The 16145-nt window shown below is 71.3% G+C and carries 15 protein-coding genes; 12 read left to right on the top strand and 3 right to left on the bottom strand.

The window, feature by feature from the left end:
* Positions 1–251: 251 nt before the first annotated feature.
* Together ACWCQ1_RS40460 and ACWCQ1_RS40465 are read left to right on the top strand one after the other, a co-directional pair.
* Positions 252–938, top strand: coding sequence for a response regulator transcription factor (locus tag ACWCQ1_RS40460; RefSeq protein WP_208780423.1), 687 nt, complete (start codon positions 252–254; stop codon positions 936–938).
* A 9-nt stretch (positions 939–947) separates the two neighbouring features.
* A complete protein-coding gene (locus tag ACWCQ1_RS40465; protein ID WP_133046185.1) occupies positions 948–2351 on the top strand; it encodes a sensor histidine kinase in 1404 nt (467 codons plus the stop codon).
* On the opposite strand, the gene ACWCQ1_RS40470 is transcribed toward ACWCQ1_RS40465, so the two are convergent.
* Positions 2341–3339 carry a TAXI family TRAP transporter solute-binding subunit gene (locus ACWCQ1_RS40470; RefSeq protein ID WP_358606269.1) on the bottom strand — a complete coding sequence of 333 codons (999 nt, stop codon included), beginning with the start codon at positions 3337–3339 and terminating at the stop codon, positions 2341–2343. The genes ACWCQ1_RS40465 and ACWCQ1_RS40470 overlap by 11 nt on opposite strands.
* An 86-nt stretch (positions 3340–3425) precedes the next feature.
* Here ACWCQ1_RS40470 and ACWCQ1_RS40475 point away from each other — a divergent pair, with 86 nt between their 5' ends.
* Genes ACWCQ1_RS40475 through ACWCQ1_RS40490 form a run of 4 tightly spaced genes read left to right on the top strand, consistent with a single transcriptional unit; the run spans position 3426 to position 6458 of the window.
* Positions 3426–3881 (top strand): pyrophosphohydrolase domain-containing protein, encoded by a 456-nt coding sequence (locus ACWCQ1_RS40475; RefSeq protein WP_133046183.1) that lies wholly within the window; start codon positions 3426–3428, stop codon positions 3879–3881.
* Positions 3878–5404 carry a tRNA (N6-isopentenyl adenosine(37)-C2)-methylthiotransferase MiaB gene (gene miaB, locus ACWCQ1_RS40480; protein WP_358606265.1) on the top strand — a complete coding sequence of 509 codons (1527 nt, stop codon included), beginning with the start codon at positions 3878–3880 and terminating at the stop codon, positions 5402–5404. Before ACWCQ1_RS40475 ends, miaB begins: the two co-directional genes overlap by 4 nt.
* Before the next feature lie 33 nt (positions 5405–5437).
* Positions 5438–5734 carry a hypothetical protein gene (locus ACWCQ1_RS40485; RefSeq protein ID WP_133046181.1) on the top strand — a complete coding sequence of 99 codons (297 nt, stop codon included), beginning with the start codon at positions 5438–5440 and terminating at the stop codon, positions 5732–5734.
* A 10-nt stretch (positions 5735–5744) separates the two neighbouring features.
* Complete coding sequence (locus tag ACWCQ1_RS40490) at positions 5745–6458, top strand: class III extradiol dioxygenase subunit B-like domain-containing protein (RefSeq protein WP_133046180.1); 714 nt, start codon at positions 5745–5747, stop codon at positions 6456–6458.
* Between the two features lie 116 nt (positions 6459–6574).
* Here the strand turns inward: ACWCQ1_RS40490 and ACWCQ1_RS40495 are convergent, their stop codons facing one another.
* Positions 6575–6844, bottom strand: coding sequence for an antitoxin (locus ACWCQ1_RS40495; RefSeq protein ID WP_133046179.1), 270 nt, complete (start codon positions 6842–6844; stop codon positions 6575–6577).
* 61 nt (positions 6845–6905) lie between these two features.
* A complete protein-coding gene (locus tag ACWCQ1_RS40500) occupies positions 6906–7181 on the bottom strand; it encodes a hypothetical protein (protein WP_451028666.1) in 276 nt (91 codons plus the stop codon).
* A 182-nt stretch (positions 7182–7363) separates the two neighbouring features.
* On the opposite strand from ACWCQ1_RS40500, the gene miaA reads away from it, so the two are divergent.
* The 6 genes from miaA (at position 7364) to hflX (ending at position 16004) form a co-directional block, all read left to right on the top strand.
* Positions 7364–8302: a tRNA (adenosine(37)-N6)-dimethylallyltransferase MiaA gene (gene miaA, locus ACWCQ1_RS40505; protein ID WP_358606258.1), complete on the top strand. Its 939-nt coding sequence runs from the start codon at positions 7364–7366 to the stop codon at positions 8300–8302.
* 108 nt (positions 8303–8410) lie between these two features.
* Positions 8411–8914: a hypothetical protein gene (locus tag ACWCQ1_RS40510; protein WP_133046224.1), complete on the top strand. Its 504-nt coding sequence runs from the start codon at positions 8411–8413 to the stop codon at positions 8912–8914.
* Between the two features lie 46 nt (positions 8915–8960).
* Positions 8961–9857: a diaminopimelate epimerase gene (gene dapF, locus ACWCQ1_RS40515; RefSeq protein ID WP_358606255.1), complete on the top strand. Its 897-nt coding sequence runs from the start codon at positions 8961–8963 to the stop codon at positions 9855–9857.
* A gap of 298 nt (positions 9858–10155) precedes the next feature.
* Positions 10156–12261 carry a RelA/SpoT family protein gene (locus ACWCQ1_RS40520; protein WP_358606252.1) on the top strand — a complete coding sequence of 702 codons (2106 nt, stop codon included), beginning with the start codon at positions 10156–10158 and terminating at the stop codon, positions 12259–12261.
* Between the two features lie 588 nt (positions 12262–12849).
* The gene (locus ACWCQ1_RS40525; RefSeq protein WP_451028667.1) at positions 12850–14376 is read left to right on the top strand and encodes a M1 family metallopeptidase; all 1527 of its coding nucleotides are present in this window, start codon (positions 12850–12852) and stop codon (positions 14374–14376) included.
* 134 nt (positions 14377–14510) lie between these two features.
* Complete coding sequence (gene hflX, locus ACWCQ1_RS40530) at positions 14511–16004, top strand: GTPase HflX (protein ID WP_358606246.1); 1494 nt, start codon at positions 14511–14513, stop codon at positions 16002–16004.
* The last annotated feature ends 141 nt before the right edge of the window (positions 16005–16145 follow it).

Raw genomic sequence — 16145 nt, forward strand, 5'->3', positions numbered from 1 at the left:
CAGTAGTGAGCGGCCGCGACCAGCGTCATTACATCTGAGGGAGATCTGAGCATCACGATCCGATAGCAATCGGACACGGGTCGTAGCAGTTGTCCGCTCAGCTGTATCGGCCGGATAACGGAAGCGGCGGGCGACAGGAACCCGCTTGACTCCGTCTGCGTCCATCAGCGTGACTGCTGGGTGCGCACGCGCGTGTGGACCGCGTTTTTACCCATCCTGAACGTACGGCCGATGAACCGAAGGGGGCCCGGATGAGACTGCTCCTCGTCGAGGACGACAACCATGTCGCCGCCGCTCTCTCAGCGGTTCTGGCACGGCACGGTTTCGACGTCACCCACGCGCGCAGCGGCGAGGAGGCTCTTCAGGCGCTCGTACCGGAGGGCGACGGCTTCGGTGTCGTCCTGCTCGACCTGGGCCTGCCCGACCAGGACGGATACGAGGTCTGCGGCAAGATCCGCAAGCGCACCAGCACTCCGGTGATCATGGTCACGGCGCGCTCCGACGTCCGCTCCCGCATCCACGGCCTCAACCTCGGCGCCGACGACTACGTGGTCAAGCCGTACGACACCGGGGAGTTGCTCGCCCGCATCCACGCCGTCAGCCGGCGCACCGCCCACGAGGACGCCGCGCACGGTGAGGACAGCGCGCTGCGCCTGGGTCCCGTGCTCATCGAACTGCCCACCCGCCAGGTCACCGTGGACGGTTCGGTCGTCCAACTGACCCGCAAGGAGTTCGATCTGCTCGCCCTGCTCGCGCAGCGCCCCGGGGTCGTCTTCCGTCGGGAGCAGATCATCAGCGAGGTCTGGCGCACCAGTTGGGAGGGGACCGGACGCACCCTGGAGGTGCACGTCGCCTCCCTGCGCGCCAAGCTGCGCATGCCGGCCCTGATCGAGACGGTCCGCGGCGTCGGCTACCGGCTCGTCGCCCCGGCCTCGTAACGGCCACGCGTGCGTACACGTCTTCTTCCGCTGCTCATCGTCCTGATGGCGGCCGTGCTGCTCGCGCTCGGCATCCCGCTCGGGGTGAGCGTGGCCGCGGCGCAGCAGCAGAAGGTGGTCGTCGACCGGATCGACGACACCGCGCGCTTCGCCTCCCTCGCCCAGTTCGTCACCGACGCCTGCAGCTCGACCCGTACGTCCACGGACGAGCGCCTGGAGACCCTGAGCAGTGAACTGACCAGCTATCACGACGTCTACGGCATCCGGGCGGGGGTCTTCTGCCGTACCGACATCCCCATGGCCCAGGCGCCGGCGAGCTTCTTCCTGCCCCATGACGGAGTGGTGCGCGACGCGTTCGACGAGGCGAAACTCAGCCGCCGCAGCCATGACCCGAAGCAGGTGTGGCCCTGGCAACGGGGACGTCTTGTGGTCGCCTCGCCCGTGATCCGGGACGGTGACGTCGTCGCGGTCGTCGTCACCGACTCGCCCACCGGACAGATGCGTTCACGCATCCTGCACGGCTGGCTGGTCATCGGCCTCGGCGAGATCGCCGCGATGCTGCTCGCGGTCGGTGCCGCGCTGCGGCTGACCGGCTGGGTGCTCCGGCCCGTACGGGTCCTCGACGCCACCACCCACGCCATCGCCAGCGGCCGGCTCAAGTCCCGGGTCGCGGCCGCCGGCGGTCCGCCGGAACTTCGGCGCCTGGCCCGTGCGTTCAACGAGATGGCGGACAACGTCGAGGACGTGCTGGAGCAGCAGCGGGCCTTCGTCGCCGACGCCTCGCACCAGCTGCGCAACCCGCTCTCGGCGCTGCTGCTGCGGATCGAACTGCTCGCGCTCGAACTACCGGAGGACAACGAGGAGATCGCATCGGTCCGCACCGAGGGCAAGCGCCTGGCCGAGGTGCTCGACGACCTGCTCGACCTCGCCCTGGCCGAGCACACCGAGGCCGACCTCAGGACCACCGACATCGGCGCGCTGACCGCCGAGCGCGTCGCCGCGTGGACCCCGACCGCCGAGGCCAAGGGCGTACGGCTGGTGGGCGACTGCCCGCCGACCACCGCCTGGGCCGATCCGGTCACCCTCTCCAGCGCGCTGGACGCGGTGATCGACAACGCGGTCAAGTTCACGCCGGAGGACCAGTGCGTCCAGGTGCGGGTCGCGACCGACGGCGACAGGTCCACCGTCGTCGTCAGCGACCACGGCCCGGGACTGACCGACGAGGAACTCGCCCGCGTCGGCGACCGCTTCTGGCGCAGCGGCCGCCACCAGAACATCAAGGGCTCCGGACTCGGCCTGTCCATCTCCCGCACCCTGCTCGCGGCGGGCGGCGGCACCATCTCGTACGCCCACCACGAGCCGCACGGGCTGACGGTGACGGTCTCCGTGCCGCGCACCCGCCCTACGGCTTGACCGAGCGGTAGTAGCGCTTGGCGCCCTCGTGCAGGGCCAGCGGATCGGTGTAGATCGCGGTGCGCAGGTCCACGAGCTGCGCGGAGTGCACATGCCCGCCGATGTCGTCGCGGCTCTTGATTACCGTACGGGTCACCCACTCGGTGAGCCGGGGGCTGACGTCCGCCCGTGTGATCAGGATGTTGGACACCGCGATCGTCGGTACGGCGACACCGTTCTGGATGCTCGGGTAGGCCGACTCCGGCATGTTGGTGGCGCGGTAGTAGCGGGTGGCGCCGCCCTGTTCGTGCAGTTTGGCGACGAGATCGGCGGGGATCGGAACGAACCGGAAGGTGAAGCGCTCCGCCAGTGTCTCCAGCCCCTGCGTGGGCAGTCCGCCCGACCAGAAGAACGCGTCGATCTCGTTGCGTTTCAGCTGATCCGGGCCGGTGTCGATGCCGTCGGCGGACGGCTCGACGTCCTTCTGCGGGTCGAGGCCGGCCGCCTTCAGCACCCGGTCCGCTATCAGCCGTACACCGGAACGGGCCGGCCCTATGGCCACCCGCTTGCCCCGAAGGTCCGCGACGGACCGCACGGTGGAGTCGCGCGGGACGATCAGCTGCACATAGTCGTCGTACAGGCGAGCGACCCCGCGCAGCCGGTCGTAACCGGTCCGATGGCCGAGTTCGTACGTGTCCACGGCGTCGGCCGCCGCGATGGTGAAGTCGGCGCCGCCGGTCGCCACCCGCCGGACGTTCTCCTGCGAGCCGTCGCTGGTCCGCAGGTCCACCGTCAGGTCCGGCATGTCCTTGTGGAAGGCGTTCCGCAGGCGTACGCCGTACTGCTGGTACACCCCCGCCGGCGTTCCGGTGCTGAAGCTGATGGTGCCGCTCGGCGGATTCTCGCCCAGCGGCAGCAGCCACCACAGCAGCAGGCCGAACACGACGAAGCCGACGGCCGCGCCCTGCAGGGCCCGACGCCTGCCGATCCGGGCGAGCACTTGGGACATGCGGGCGATCCTGCCAGCCCGCGCGCGGTGCTGACCAGGGCGGAACGCACGGGAGCGCTGTCAGTGGCGGCCGATACAGTCGCCGTATGAGCTCATCGCCCGCCGATCTGGTCCGTGCGTTCCACCTCGCCGTCGGGCTCGACGCCCGCACCACGCCCACCGAGGTCCCGCCCCGGCTCGCCGCCCACCGGCGGGAACTGCTCGCCGAGGAGGCCGCGGAGGTCGCCGAGGTCTCGGTGACCGGCCCCCTCGACCGGCTCGCGCACGAACTGGCCGACGTCGTGTACGTGGCGTACGGCACCGCCCTCGTCCACGGCATCGACCTCGACGCCGTCATCGCGGAGATCCACCGCTCCAACATGACCAAGCTGGGCCCCGACGGCCGCGTCGCCCGCCGCGCCGACGGCAAGGTCCTCAAGGGCGAGCACTACGAGGCGCCGGACGTGTCGGGCGTGCTGCGGCGGCAGGGCTGGGTGCCGGACGGGGCCCCGGGAGAATCCCGGGACGGGGGGTTCACGGGAGCGCCTACCCTTGACGCATGACCAGCAGCAGCGACCGGAGCCTCGCAGTGGACGTCCAGGGACCCAAGACCTACGAAGTGCGTACCTACGGGTGCCAGATGAACGTCCACGATTCCGAGCGATTGTCCGGGCTGCTGGAGGAGGCGGGCTATGTGCGCGCCCCCGAGGGTTCCGACGGCGACGCGGACGTCGTCGTCTTCAACACCTGCGCCGTGCGGGAGAACGCCGACAACCGGCTGTACGGCAACCTCGGCCGGCTCGCCCCGAAGAAGGCCTCGCGGCCCGGCATGCAGATCGCGGTCGGCGGCTGTCTGGCGCAGAAGGACCAGGACACCATCGTGAAGAAGGCGCCCTGGGTGGACGTCGTCTTCGGCACGCACAACATCGGCAAGCTGCCGGTGCTGCTGGAACGCGCGCGCGTGCAGGAGGAGGCGCAGGTCGAGATCGCCGAGTCCCTGGAGGCGTTCCCGTCCACGCTGCCGACCCGGCGCGAGAGCGCCTACGCGGCCTGGGTCTCCATCTCCGTCGGCTGCAACAACACCTGCACCTTCTGCATCGTCCCGGCACTGCGCGGCAAGGAGAAGGACCGCCGCACCGGTGACATCCTCGCCGAGATCGAGGCGCTGGTCGCCGAGGGCGTCTCCGAGATCACCCTCCTCGGACAGAACGTCAACGCTTACGGCTCCGACATCGGCGACCGTGAGGCGTTCAGCAAGCTGCTCCGGGCCTGCGGCACGATCGACGGCCTGGAGCGCGTCCGCTTCACCTCGCCGCACCCCCGCGACTTCACCGACGACGTGATCGCGGCGATGGCCGAGACGCCGAACGTGATGCCGCAGCTGCACATGCCTCTGCAGTCCGGCTCGGACACCGTCCTGAAGGCGATGCGCCGCTCCTACCGGCAGGAGCGCTACCTCGGGATCATCGAGAAGGTGCGGGCCGCGATTCCGCACGCGGCGATCACCACCGACATCATCGTGGGCTTCCCCGGCGAGACCGAGGAGGACTTCGAGCAGACCCTGCACGTGGTCCGCGAGGCGCGCTTCGCGCAGGCCTTCACCTTCCAGTACTCCAAGCGCCCCGGCACCCCGGCGGCGACCATGGACGGCCAGATCCCCAAGGAGGTCGTCCAGGCGCGTTACGAGCGGCTCGTCGCCCTCCAGGAGGAGATCTCCTGGGAGGAGAACAAGAAGCAGGTCGGCCGCACCCTGGAGCTGATGGTCGCCGAGGGCGAGGGCCGCAAGGACGGCGCCACCCACCGCCTCTCCGGCCGCGCCCCCGACAACCGCCTGGTCCACTTCACCAAGCCCGACCAGGAGGTCCGCCCCGGAGACGTCGTCACCGTCGAGATCACGTACGCCGCCCCGCACCACCTCCTCGCCGAGGGCGCCGTCCTCGATGTGCGCCGCACGCGCGCGGGTGACGCGTGGGAGAAGCGCAACGCGGCGGAGACCACGAAGCCGGCGGGCGTGATGCTGGGCCTCCCGAAGATCGGCGCCCCGGAGCCGCTGCCGGTGGTCACGGGGGGCTGCGCGGCGCACTGAGCGGCGCCTTGTACGCAGGGGAGAGGGTGGGGCATGGGGCGCTGGGTGGTGGTCGTCGACCGCAGTATCGGCAACCAGAACGACGTCGACGAGGTGGCGCACTTCGAGGGCTCTCGGGACGAGGCCCGGGCCCGTCTGTACGAGATCGCCTGCACCCACCGTCCGGGGGTCGGCCTGCGGCAGAAACGCCGGCAGGTCTACCGGATCGGTGAGGGAGACGCCTACTACGTGAACGTCGAAGGCGCGATGACGACGCACCGCGTGATGTACCGGCTCGCCGAACTCGCGTGGAGTACTCACCCGGAGTCCTGGCCCTGGGCCTGGAAGTAGGCTGCCGATCATGCTTGTCGCCGCCGCCGTCTGTCCCTGTCCGCCTCTTCTCGTGCCCGAGGTGGCCGCGGGTGCCGCCCCGGAACTGGACGGTGCCCGGACCGCGTGCGCGGACGCGCTCGGGGTGCTCGCCGCGTCCCGGCCCGACCTGCTGGTGGTGGTCGGCCCCGCGGAGCAGAGCGGTCGCGGTACGCACCCGGAGGGCACGCCGGGCTCCTTCCGTGGCTTCGGCGTGGACGTCGGTGTCCGGCTGGGCGCGGACAAGGGAATCGCCGCCGAGCGCGACCTTCCGCCCTCCCTCGCCGTCGCCGCCTGGCTGCTGCAACGGACCGGATGGGCCGACGCCCCGATCGAAGGACTCGGCGTGGGGGAACCTCTCGAGGCCGAGCGGTGTATTCAAGTCGGAAGGGACATCGCCGCCCGGGCCGAGCGGGTGGCACTGCTGGTGATGGGCGACGCCAGCGCCTGCCGCACGCTCAAGGCACCCGGCTACCTCGACGAGCGGGCGGCCCCCTTCGACGCGGAGGTCGCACGTGCCCTGGGCGCGGCCGACGTGGCGGCCCTCGAGGCGTTGGACGCCGGGCTGGCGTACGAGCTGAAGGCGTCGGGCCGGGCCGCCTGGCAGGTCCTCGCGGGCGCCGCCGAGGGTGCGGACCTCACAGGTGCGCTGCTGTACGAGGACGCGCCGTACGGGGTCGGGTACGTGGTCGCCACCTGGTCGTAAGGGCCTGGCCGTAGTGATAGCGGCGGCGCCCCGCAGTAGCGCCGCACCGACCGCGGGAACGGCGGACGGCCGGGAGCCCTCGGGCCCCGCGGCCGTCCGCCGATGCGCCGGGAAGGTCAGGAAGCCGGCGGTGTCGGGGTGTCCGGCGGCACCGTGCCGGTGCCCGTCCCCGTGTCGCCCTTGTGCGCGAGCCGGTCCATGGCGCCCTTGGCCTTGCCCGTCCCCGTCTGGATCCTGGCGCTGTACTTGCCCTTGGTCTTCTCGTCGACCACCTTCGCGGCCCTGTCGAGACCGTGCGAGATCTTGTCCCCGTGCTGCTGCGCGAGGCCCGAGACCTTGTCCTTCGCCGGGGAGAGCTTGGCCCTCAGATTGTGCAGGAGACCCATGGTCCACCTTCCCTGTAGCCCGGGCCGTTGTCCGTTCCCGGGGCGCTCGCGCGCGGCGCCGTTACGTGCGGGCGCCCTCGCCGGCCTCGCTGTCGGCAGCCTCCTCGGCGGACTGCTGCTGGGGGATCTCGACGCTCTCGCCGGAGGTGTCCCCGTCAGCCTCGCCCGTCGTCCGCTCGGCCTCCGCCGGCTCGTTGGCCTCGGCGGACTCCTTGGTCTCCGCCGGCTCTACCGCCGCCGCCTCGGACTGCGCCGTCGGTGTGCCGTCCTGAGCCGCCGCGGTTGACGCCTCCTCCGTGGCCTTCGACCTCCGGAGAAGTCGTGCGAAAACGCCCATATCCACTCCATACGTTACTCGTGCGGGGGAAATCCCGCGTCGTCCGGTGCGCCCGTTCGCGTCGCCCGGCTCGCCGCCCGCGGAAAGCGGCGGCGAAAACCTCGCAACGGGCAACGACCTCGGCCACGCCCCGTCACGTAACTCGTTCGAGGAGTGCTCCCCGCGTTTGGGAGACTGGTCCGGTGAGCAGCGCACCCCCCGCCCCCCGAGTCATCGCCGTCGTCGGTCCCACCGCGGCCGGAAAGTCCGATCTGGGCGTCTTCCTCGCCCAGCGCCTGGGCGGGGAGGTCGTCAACGCCGACTCCATGCAGCTCTACCAGGGGATGGACATCGGCACCGCCAAGCTGACGCCCGAGGAGCGCGGCGGCGTCCCGCACCACCTCCTGGACATCTGGGACGTGACGGTCACGGCGTCCGTCGCCGAGTACCAGAAGCTCGCCCGCGCGCGGATCGACGCCCTGCTCGCCGAGGGCCGCTGGCCCGTCCTGGTCGGCGGTTCCGGTCTGTACGTCCGCGGGGCCGTCGACAACCTGGAGTTCCCCGGCACCGACCCCGAGGTCCGGGCCCGGCTCGAGGACGAACTAACGCTGCGTGGTTCCGGCGCGCTGCACGCGCGTCTGGCCGCGGCCGACCCCGGGGCGGCGCAGGCGATCCTGCCGAGCAACGGCCGCCGTATCGTCAGGGCCCTCGAAGTGATCGAGATCACCGGCCGCCCCTTCACCGCCAACCTGCCCGGCCATGACTCGGTCTATGACACCGTTCAGATCGGCGTCGACGTGGCCCGCCCCGAGCTCGACGACCGCATCACCCGCCGGGTGGACCGCATGTGGGAGGCGGGGCTCGTGGACGAGGTGCGCGCGCTGGAGGCGCGCGGCCTGCGCGAGGGGCGTACGGCCTCGCGCGCGCTGGGCTACCAGCAGGTGCTCGCGGCGCTCTCGGGGGAGTGCACGCTGGAGGAGGCGCGGGTCGAGACCGTACGCGCCACCAAGCGCTTCGCGCGCCGTCAGGATTCATGGTTCAGGCGCGACCCACGGGTGAACTGGCTCAGTGGGGCTGCGGCGGACGTCACAGAACTTCCGCGGCTCGCACTGGCGTTGGTCGAACGACCGGTTACAGCCTGATCACGTCATGGCATCGGGACGCTCAGGCCGCCGTCCGGGCCTCCGGCGCCGTGCCATCATCGAGCTTCGATCGACCAAGTGGAGTCCGAGTTGGGAGGGCGCGTGGCGATGGAGGCCGGCCCTCGCGACACTGCACAAGGCACGGAGCCCCTCACCGTCGACAGCGGTGAGCCGGAGCAGGACGAGGATCGTCTGAGCCCCGACGGGCCCGACGAGATGCAGGGCGGAGTGACCGCCGACGGCCCCGAGCCCGAGGAGATGTTCGCGGGCGGGCCCGAGGTCGAGGTCGAGCTGCGCCCGCAGCGCAGGCTGCGCATCTGGCAGCTCGCCCCCATCGTCGCCCTGGCGGCGGTCGGCTCCCTGATGTTCGCTTTCCCGCTCGCCTTCGACTTCGGCGACAGCGGCGCGGTGATCGCCATGCTGGGCCTGCTGATCTGCTCCTGTGCGGCGGGTTGGGGCATGATGGCGGCCCGCCGGGTGGGCTACACCTGGCCCGGGCTGCCGCAGCGCGGCTCCGGCCGCAGACCGGACTGGCGGGTGGTCCTGGCCTACGTCGTCGTGGTCGCCGCGATCATCGTGCTCGCCGTGTGGAGAGTCGCCCGGCTGCGGTAGACGGTGCCTTTTCGGCGCGGTCCGAGGGGCACCGTACGATCGAGGCATGAGCACGCGCGCGCGGATCGCCTTCCTCAAGGGCCACGGCACCGAGAACGACTTCGTGATCGTCCCGGACCCCGAGAACACCATCGAGCTGCCCCCGGCCGCCGTCGCCGCCCTGTGCGACCGCCGGGCGGGCATCGGCGGTGACGGTCTGCTGCACGTCGTGCGATCCGCCGCCCACCCCGAGGCGCGGCACATGGCGTCCGAGGCCGAGTGGTTCATGGACTACCGCAACGGCGACGGCTCGGTCGCGGAGATGTGCGGCAACGGCGTGCGCGTCTTCGCGCGCTACCTCCAGCGCGCCGGTCATGTCGCCGAGGGCGATCTCGCGGTGGCCACGCGCGGGGGAGTGAAGACCGTGCACATCGCCAAGACCGCGTCCGGCAGCGGCTCCGCGGGTGACATCACCGTCGGCATGGGCAAGGCGCTGCTCCCCGAGGCGGACGTCACGGTGAGCGTCGGCGAGCGCAGCTGGCCCGCGCGGAACGTGAACATGGGCAACCCGCACGCCGTGGCCTTCGTGGACGACCTCGCACACGCCGGGAACCTGTACGCGCCGCCCCCCTTCAGCCCGGCCTCCGCCTACCCGGACGGGGTGAACGTGGAGTTCGTGGTCGACCGCGGCTCGCGCCATGTCGCCCTGCGCGTGCACGAGCGCGGCTCCGGCGAGACCCGGTCGTGCGGCACGGGCGCGTGCGCGGTCGCCGTGGCCACCGCCCGCCGCGACGGCGCCGACCCGGCGGTCACCGGGACACCGGTGACGTACACCGTCGACGTGCCCGGCGGAACGCTCGTGATCACCGAGCGACCCGACGGTGAGATCGAGATGACCGGTCCCGCGGTGATCGTCGCCGAGGGCGAGATCGACGCCGAGTGGCTGGAATCGTTTCTCCGCTGAGCGCCGTGCGGGCTTCGGATCGTAGGCAATCGCGCCCAGTGGTGCGGGTGTCAACTACTGAGGTGCCGTGCGGAAGTTCGAAAGCACAGCCATCCGCCATTCGCGTGGCGCGAAACCGTAAACCTCCGGACCTTCGCTCGAATGGGTGATCCGTTTCACGCTCGGCGAGAGGCGGTCAGACGCGCGTGATGGGCTCGGTAGCATCAAGCACCGGCCCGGACGGGGGACCGTTGCCACCCCCTGAGCCGTGTCCGCCCTGGGGCACCCCGTCCGCCGGTCCACGCAGCCGGAGGTGCCCATGAGTGCGGAGGCCACGAATCCCGCGACCCCAGGTCCGGTATCGAGCCCGGCGGCGCGCTGGCGGGCGCGGATCGACCTGCGCCGCCTGGGACGCGCCGCCCTGCTCGGCCCCGCGGCCCGCGACCGGCTGCCCGACGCCATCGGCCATGTCGTCGACGCGCACCGCGCGCACCACCCGAGCGCCGACCTCGACCCCCTGCACCGCGCCTATGTGCTGGCCGAGTCCTCGCACCGCGGCCAGATGCGCAAGAGCGGCGAGCCCTACATCACGCACCCCCTCGCGGTCACCCTGATCCTCGCCGAACTCGGCGCCGAGACAACGACCCTGACGGCCTCTCTGCTCCATGACACCGTCGAGGACACCGACGTGACGCTGGATCAGGTCGGGGAGCAGTTCGGCGCCGAGGTCCGCTATCTCGTCGACGGCGTCACCAAGTTGGAGAAGGTCGACTACGGCGCCGCCGCCGAGCCCGAGACCTTCCGCAAGATGCTGGTCGCCGCGGGCAGTGACGTCCGGGTGATGTCGATCAAACTCGCCGACCGGCTTCACAACATGCGGACCCTCGGTGTCATGCGCCCCGAGAAACAGGCCCGCATCGCCAAGGTCACCCGGGACGTCCTCATCCCGCTCGCCGAACGGCTCGGCGTCCAGGCGCTCAAGACCGAGCTGGAGGACCTGGTCTTCGCGATCCTCCACCCCGAGGAGTACGAACACACGCGGGAGTTGATCGTCGACAACGCCTCCCGCGCGGACGACCCGCTCGCCGACGTCGCCGACGAGGTGCGCGGCGTGCTGCGCGAGGCCGACATCCCGGCCGAAGTCGTGATCCGGCCACGGCACTTCGTCTCCGTGCACCGCGTCGCCCGCAAGCGCGGGGAGCTGCGCGGCACGGACTTCGGCAGGCTGCTGGTGCTCGTCAACGAGGACGCGGACTGTTACGGCGTCCTCGGCGAACTCCACACCTGTATGACGCCGGTCGTCTCGGAGTTCAAGGACTTCATCGCGGTACCGAAGTTCAACCTGTACCAGTCGCTGCACACCGCGGTCGCCCGCCAGGACGGGCAGGTCGCCGAAGTTCTCATCCGTACCCACCAGATGCACAAGGTCGCCGAGGCGGGCGTCATCGCGCTGGGCAACCCGTACGCGCCCGCCCCCGACGACCCGGCCGACGGCGAGCGCGCCGACCCCACGCGGCCCGGCTGGCTCTCCCGCCTCCTCGACTGGCAGGAGGCGGCTCCCGACACCGACACCTTCTGGTCGACCCTGCGTGAGGACCTCGCCCAGGACCGCGAGATCACCGTCTTCCGCCCCGACGGCGGCACGCTGGGCCTGCCCGAGGGCGCCACCTGCGTGGACGCCGCGTACGCGCAGTACGGCGAGGACGCGCACGCGTGCATCGGCGCCCGCGTGAACGGCCGCCTGGCGACGCTGAGCACGGTGCTTCAGGACGGCGACACCGTCCAGCTGCTCATGGGACAGGACCCCGCCTCCGAGCCCTCCAGGGAGTGGCTGGAGCATGCCCACACGCCGGCCGCGCGCATCGCCATCCAGCGCTGGCTGGCGGCCCATCCGGCGCACACGGACACGGCGGACGACGCCGAGCCCTCGTCCGCTCGCCGGCCCACGCCCGAGGGGGCGGTCGCCCCGCCCGCCGCGGACGTCATCGTCGACCAGCCCGACGCGACGGTACGCCTGGCGGGGTGCTGCACGCCCGTGCCGCCCGACGAGGTGACCGGGTTCGCCGTGCGCGGTGGTGTGGTCACCGTTCACCGGCTCGAATGCGCCGCCGTGGCGCGGATGAAGAGCGGGGGGCGCGCGGAGGTAGGGGTGCGCTGGGGGGACACCACCGAGTGCCGGGTCACCCTGCTCGCCGAATCGTTCGTCCGTCCGCACCTCCTGGCGGACCTCACGGAGGCGATGGCCCTCGAGGGTGCCGAGATCGTCTCCGCGACCATCGAGCCCCCGACCCAACAGCGCGTCCGGCACACGTACACCGTCCAACTTCCCGACGCGGCCCTCCTGCCGGCCCTCATGCGGGCCATGCGCAACGTGCCAGGCGTGTACGACGTGAACCGAACCCAGCCGCACCCATCCAACACGTGAAACCGCGCCCGCCCGCCTGACGGCTGCCACGCGCGCGTGGGGCCCCCACTGCGCTGAGCGGAGCCACCCGCTTATGGCAGGGGGCGCGCTTGGCCCTTGAGCAAGGGAGGCGTACGGCGCACATGCCCGGCGTGCGCTGAAGGGGGGCGCGCGTGGTGCGGGTCGGGCGCGCGGCGAAGGAGACGGGCGCGCGGTGAGGTAAAGCGGAGCGCGGGGTGCGGGCCCGGCGTGCGGCGGAGGCGGCCGGCGCGCGCGGAGATGGCCGGCGTTCGCTGCGCACGCTCGCGTGGGGTGGTCACGCTCGGTGAGGGGTGTGCAGAGCGGCAGCGGGGCAGACCGCCGCCTGTCCTCCACGCCCTACGCCTGCACTGCACCCGCACGCGCACCCGCCGGGCCCGCCGCACGCCGTCCCGCAGCCTCCTCACTCGTCCTGCACACGCCCCACTGTCGGTAGCGGCGTGTGCGTACGGGGGCGGTGCGTGATGTCGTGCCCGGCGTGTGGCGCATGCGTGCGCGCCTCCGACCCGTTCGGGTGGTACGGGTGCGCGTCGGCTCCGTGGGGCGTATGCGCACTGGTAGCCGTGGTCCATGCTGCTCACCCCCCGCGCTCTGGCGGCCTCCACGCGCGCGCGTGCCGTCGCCCCCCACACCGGAAAGCCCCGCCGGCTCAAGGCGGCCGCGCTGCTCGCCTCCGCCGTCTCGGTCTGCCTTCTCGCCGCGAGCGCCCCGCCGGCGCCTCTCGGCATCGGTGACCGTCTCTTCCCGTACCTCGGCAACCCGGGGTACGACGTGGCGTCGTACGACCTCTCCTTCACCTATTCCGGCTCCAACAGCAAGCCCCTGCAGGCGGTCACCACGATCGACGCCTGGACCACCCGGGACCTCGATCGCCTGAACCTCGACTTCGCGCACGGCAAGGTGGAGTCCGTCGAGGTCGACGGTGAGCCCGCCTCCTTCGCCGGCGCCGGCGAGGACCTTGTCGTCACGCCGGAGGAGCCGCTGCAGGAGGGCAGCTGGACGCGGATCAGCGTGCGGCACACCAGCGACCCCACGGAGACCGGGGACGGGGACGGCGGCTGGGTGCGCACCTCGGACGGCCTCGCCATGGCCAATCAGGCCGACGCCGCGCACCTGGTGTTCCCGTGCAACGACCACCCCTCCGACAAGGCGATGTTCACCATCCGGATCACCGCGCCCAACGGCTACACGGCCGTCGCCAACGGTCTGCCCTCCGGCGTCGACCGCGTCGGCCGGTCCACCGCATGGACGTACCGCACCCGGCATCCGATGGCCACCGAGCTCGCCCAGGTGTCCATCGGCCGCTCCACCGTCCTGCACCGCGAGGGGCCCCACGCCCTGCCCGTGCGCGACGTCGTCCCCACCAAGGACGTGAAGGTGCTCGAACCCTGGCTGGCCAGAACACCCGACCAGATCGCCTGGATGGAGAGCAAGGTCGGCCCGTACCCCTTCGAGACGTACGGCCTTCTCATGGCCCAGGCCACCACCGGCTTCGAACTCGAGACGCAGACGCTCTCTCTCTTCGAGAGAGAGCTCTTCACCGAGCCCGCCTACCCCAAGTGGTACGTCGAGTCGATCATGGTGCACGAGCTGTCCCACCAGTGGTTCGGCGACAGCGTCAGCCCCCGCACCTGGTCCGACCTGTGGCTCAACGAGGGACACGCCACCTGGTACGAGGCCCTGTTTGCGGAGGAGAAGGCCGGCAAGCCCATGGAGGCGCGCATGAAGGCCGCGTACGCCGCCTCCGACCGCTGGCGCGCGGCCGGAGGACCCCCTGCCGCTCCCAAGGCACCCGCCCCCGGCCAGAAGATCAGCCTCTTCCGGCCGAACGTCTACGACGGCGCCGCCCTCGCCCTCTACGCCCTGCGCCAGGAGATCGGCCGCGAGCGTTTCGAGCGCCTCGAACGCGCCTGGGTGGCCCTGCACCGCGACGGCACCGCCACCACCGCCGACTTCGAACGGCTCGCCTCCGACATCTCCGGACGTGACCTCGGCGGCTTCTTCAAGGCCTGGCTGTACGGCGAGAAGACCCCGCCCATGCCCGGCCACCCGGACTGGACGTCGGTCGCGCCCGGCAAGGCGGGACCGCGGAAATAAGGCGATGACGAGACGTCCCGTACCGTGCGACCATCTTCTGGCCGGCGCGGCACGGGACTCGGGAATCTCCAGGGGTACTCGTGCGTTGTGCACTACGACGCCGCAGACTCACTGCCCATCGACGTAAGGATCCAATGACCTCCTCTTCATCCCCTTCCCAGGACACGCAGCGCTTCGCGCACACCTATCCCGAAGGTCTTCGGGCCGATGCCCTGATGGAAGAGGACGTCGCCTGGAGCCACGAGATCGACGGAGAGCGGGACGGCGACCAGTTCGACCGCTCAGAGCGCGCGGCCCTGCGCCGTGTCGCCGGGCTCTCCACCGAGCTCCAGGACGTCACCGAGGTCGAGTACCGCCAGCTCCGGCTGGAGCGGGTCGTCCTCGTCGGCGTCTGGACCTCCGGGACCGCCCAGGACGCGGACAACTCCCTCGCGGAGCTCGCCGCCCTCGCCGAGACCGCCGGCGCGCTCGTGCTCGACGGCGTGATCCAGCGCCGCAGCGAGCCCGACGCGGCGACCTACATCGGCTCCGGCAAGGCGGTCGAGCTGCGGGACATCGTCGTCGAGACCGGCGCCGACACCGTGATCTGTGACGGTGAGCTCAGCCCCGGCCAGCTCATCCACCTCGAGGACGTCGTCAAGGTCAAGGTCATCGACCGTACGGCCCTGATCCTGGACATCTTCGCCCAGCACGCCAAGTCCCGGGAGGGCAAGGCGCAGGTCGCGCTCGCGCAGATGCAGTACATGCTGCCGAGGCTGCGAGGCTGGGGTCAGTCGCTGTCGCGGCAGATGGGCGGCGGCAAGGGCGGCGGCCTCGCCACCCGTGGTCCCGGTGAGACCAAGATCGAGACGGACCGGCGGCGGATCCGCGAGAAGATGGCGAAGATGCGCCGGGAGATCGCGGACATGAAGACCGGCCGTGAGATCAAGCGCCAGGAGCGCAAGCGCAACAAGGTGCCGTCGGTCGCCATCGCCGGTTACACCAACGCCGGCAAGTCCTCCCTGCTCAACCGCCTCACGGGCGCGGGCGTGCTGGTCGAGAACGCCCTGTTCGCGACCCTGGACCCGACCGTGCGCCGGGCCGAGACCCCGAGCGGCCGGCTGTACACGCTGGCGGACACCGTCGGCTTCGTACGCCACCTGCCGCACCACCTGGTCGAGGCGTTCCGCTCCACCATGGAGGAGGTCGGCGAGTCCGACCTGATCCTGCACGTGGTGGACGGCTCGCACCCGAACCCGGAGGAGCAGCTCGCCGCCGTGCGCGAGGTGATCAGGGACGTCGGCGCCGTCGACGTGCCGGAGTTCGTCGTGATCAACAAGGCGGACGCGGCCGACCCGCTGACCCTGCAGCGGCTGCTGCGGGTCGAGAAGCGTTCGATCGCCGTCTCGGCACGCACCGGCCAGGGCATCGCGGAACTGCTCGCCCTCATCGACAACGAGCTGCCCCGGCCGTCCGTCGAGATCGAGGCACTGGTGCCGTACACCCACGGCAAGCTGGTGGCTCGCGCGCACGACGAGGGCGAGGTGATCTCCGAGGAGCACACCCCGGAGGGCACCCTGCTCAAGGCGCGGGTGCACGAGGAACTGGCGGCGGACCTCGCGCCGTACGTGCCCGTCCCCGCGGTCTGACCGACAGCGCGAAGGCCCGCCCCCCGAATGTTCGGAGGGCGGGCCTTCGCCATGTCCCGGGGTCACGAGCGACACCACTGTGCCCGCGCGGTTGAGGGCGAACGGGGACGGGACGGTGAAGGTTTTTGTGAGGCGCCCCGG

This window comes from Streptomyces sp. NPDC002144 (assembly GCF_053593695.1).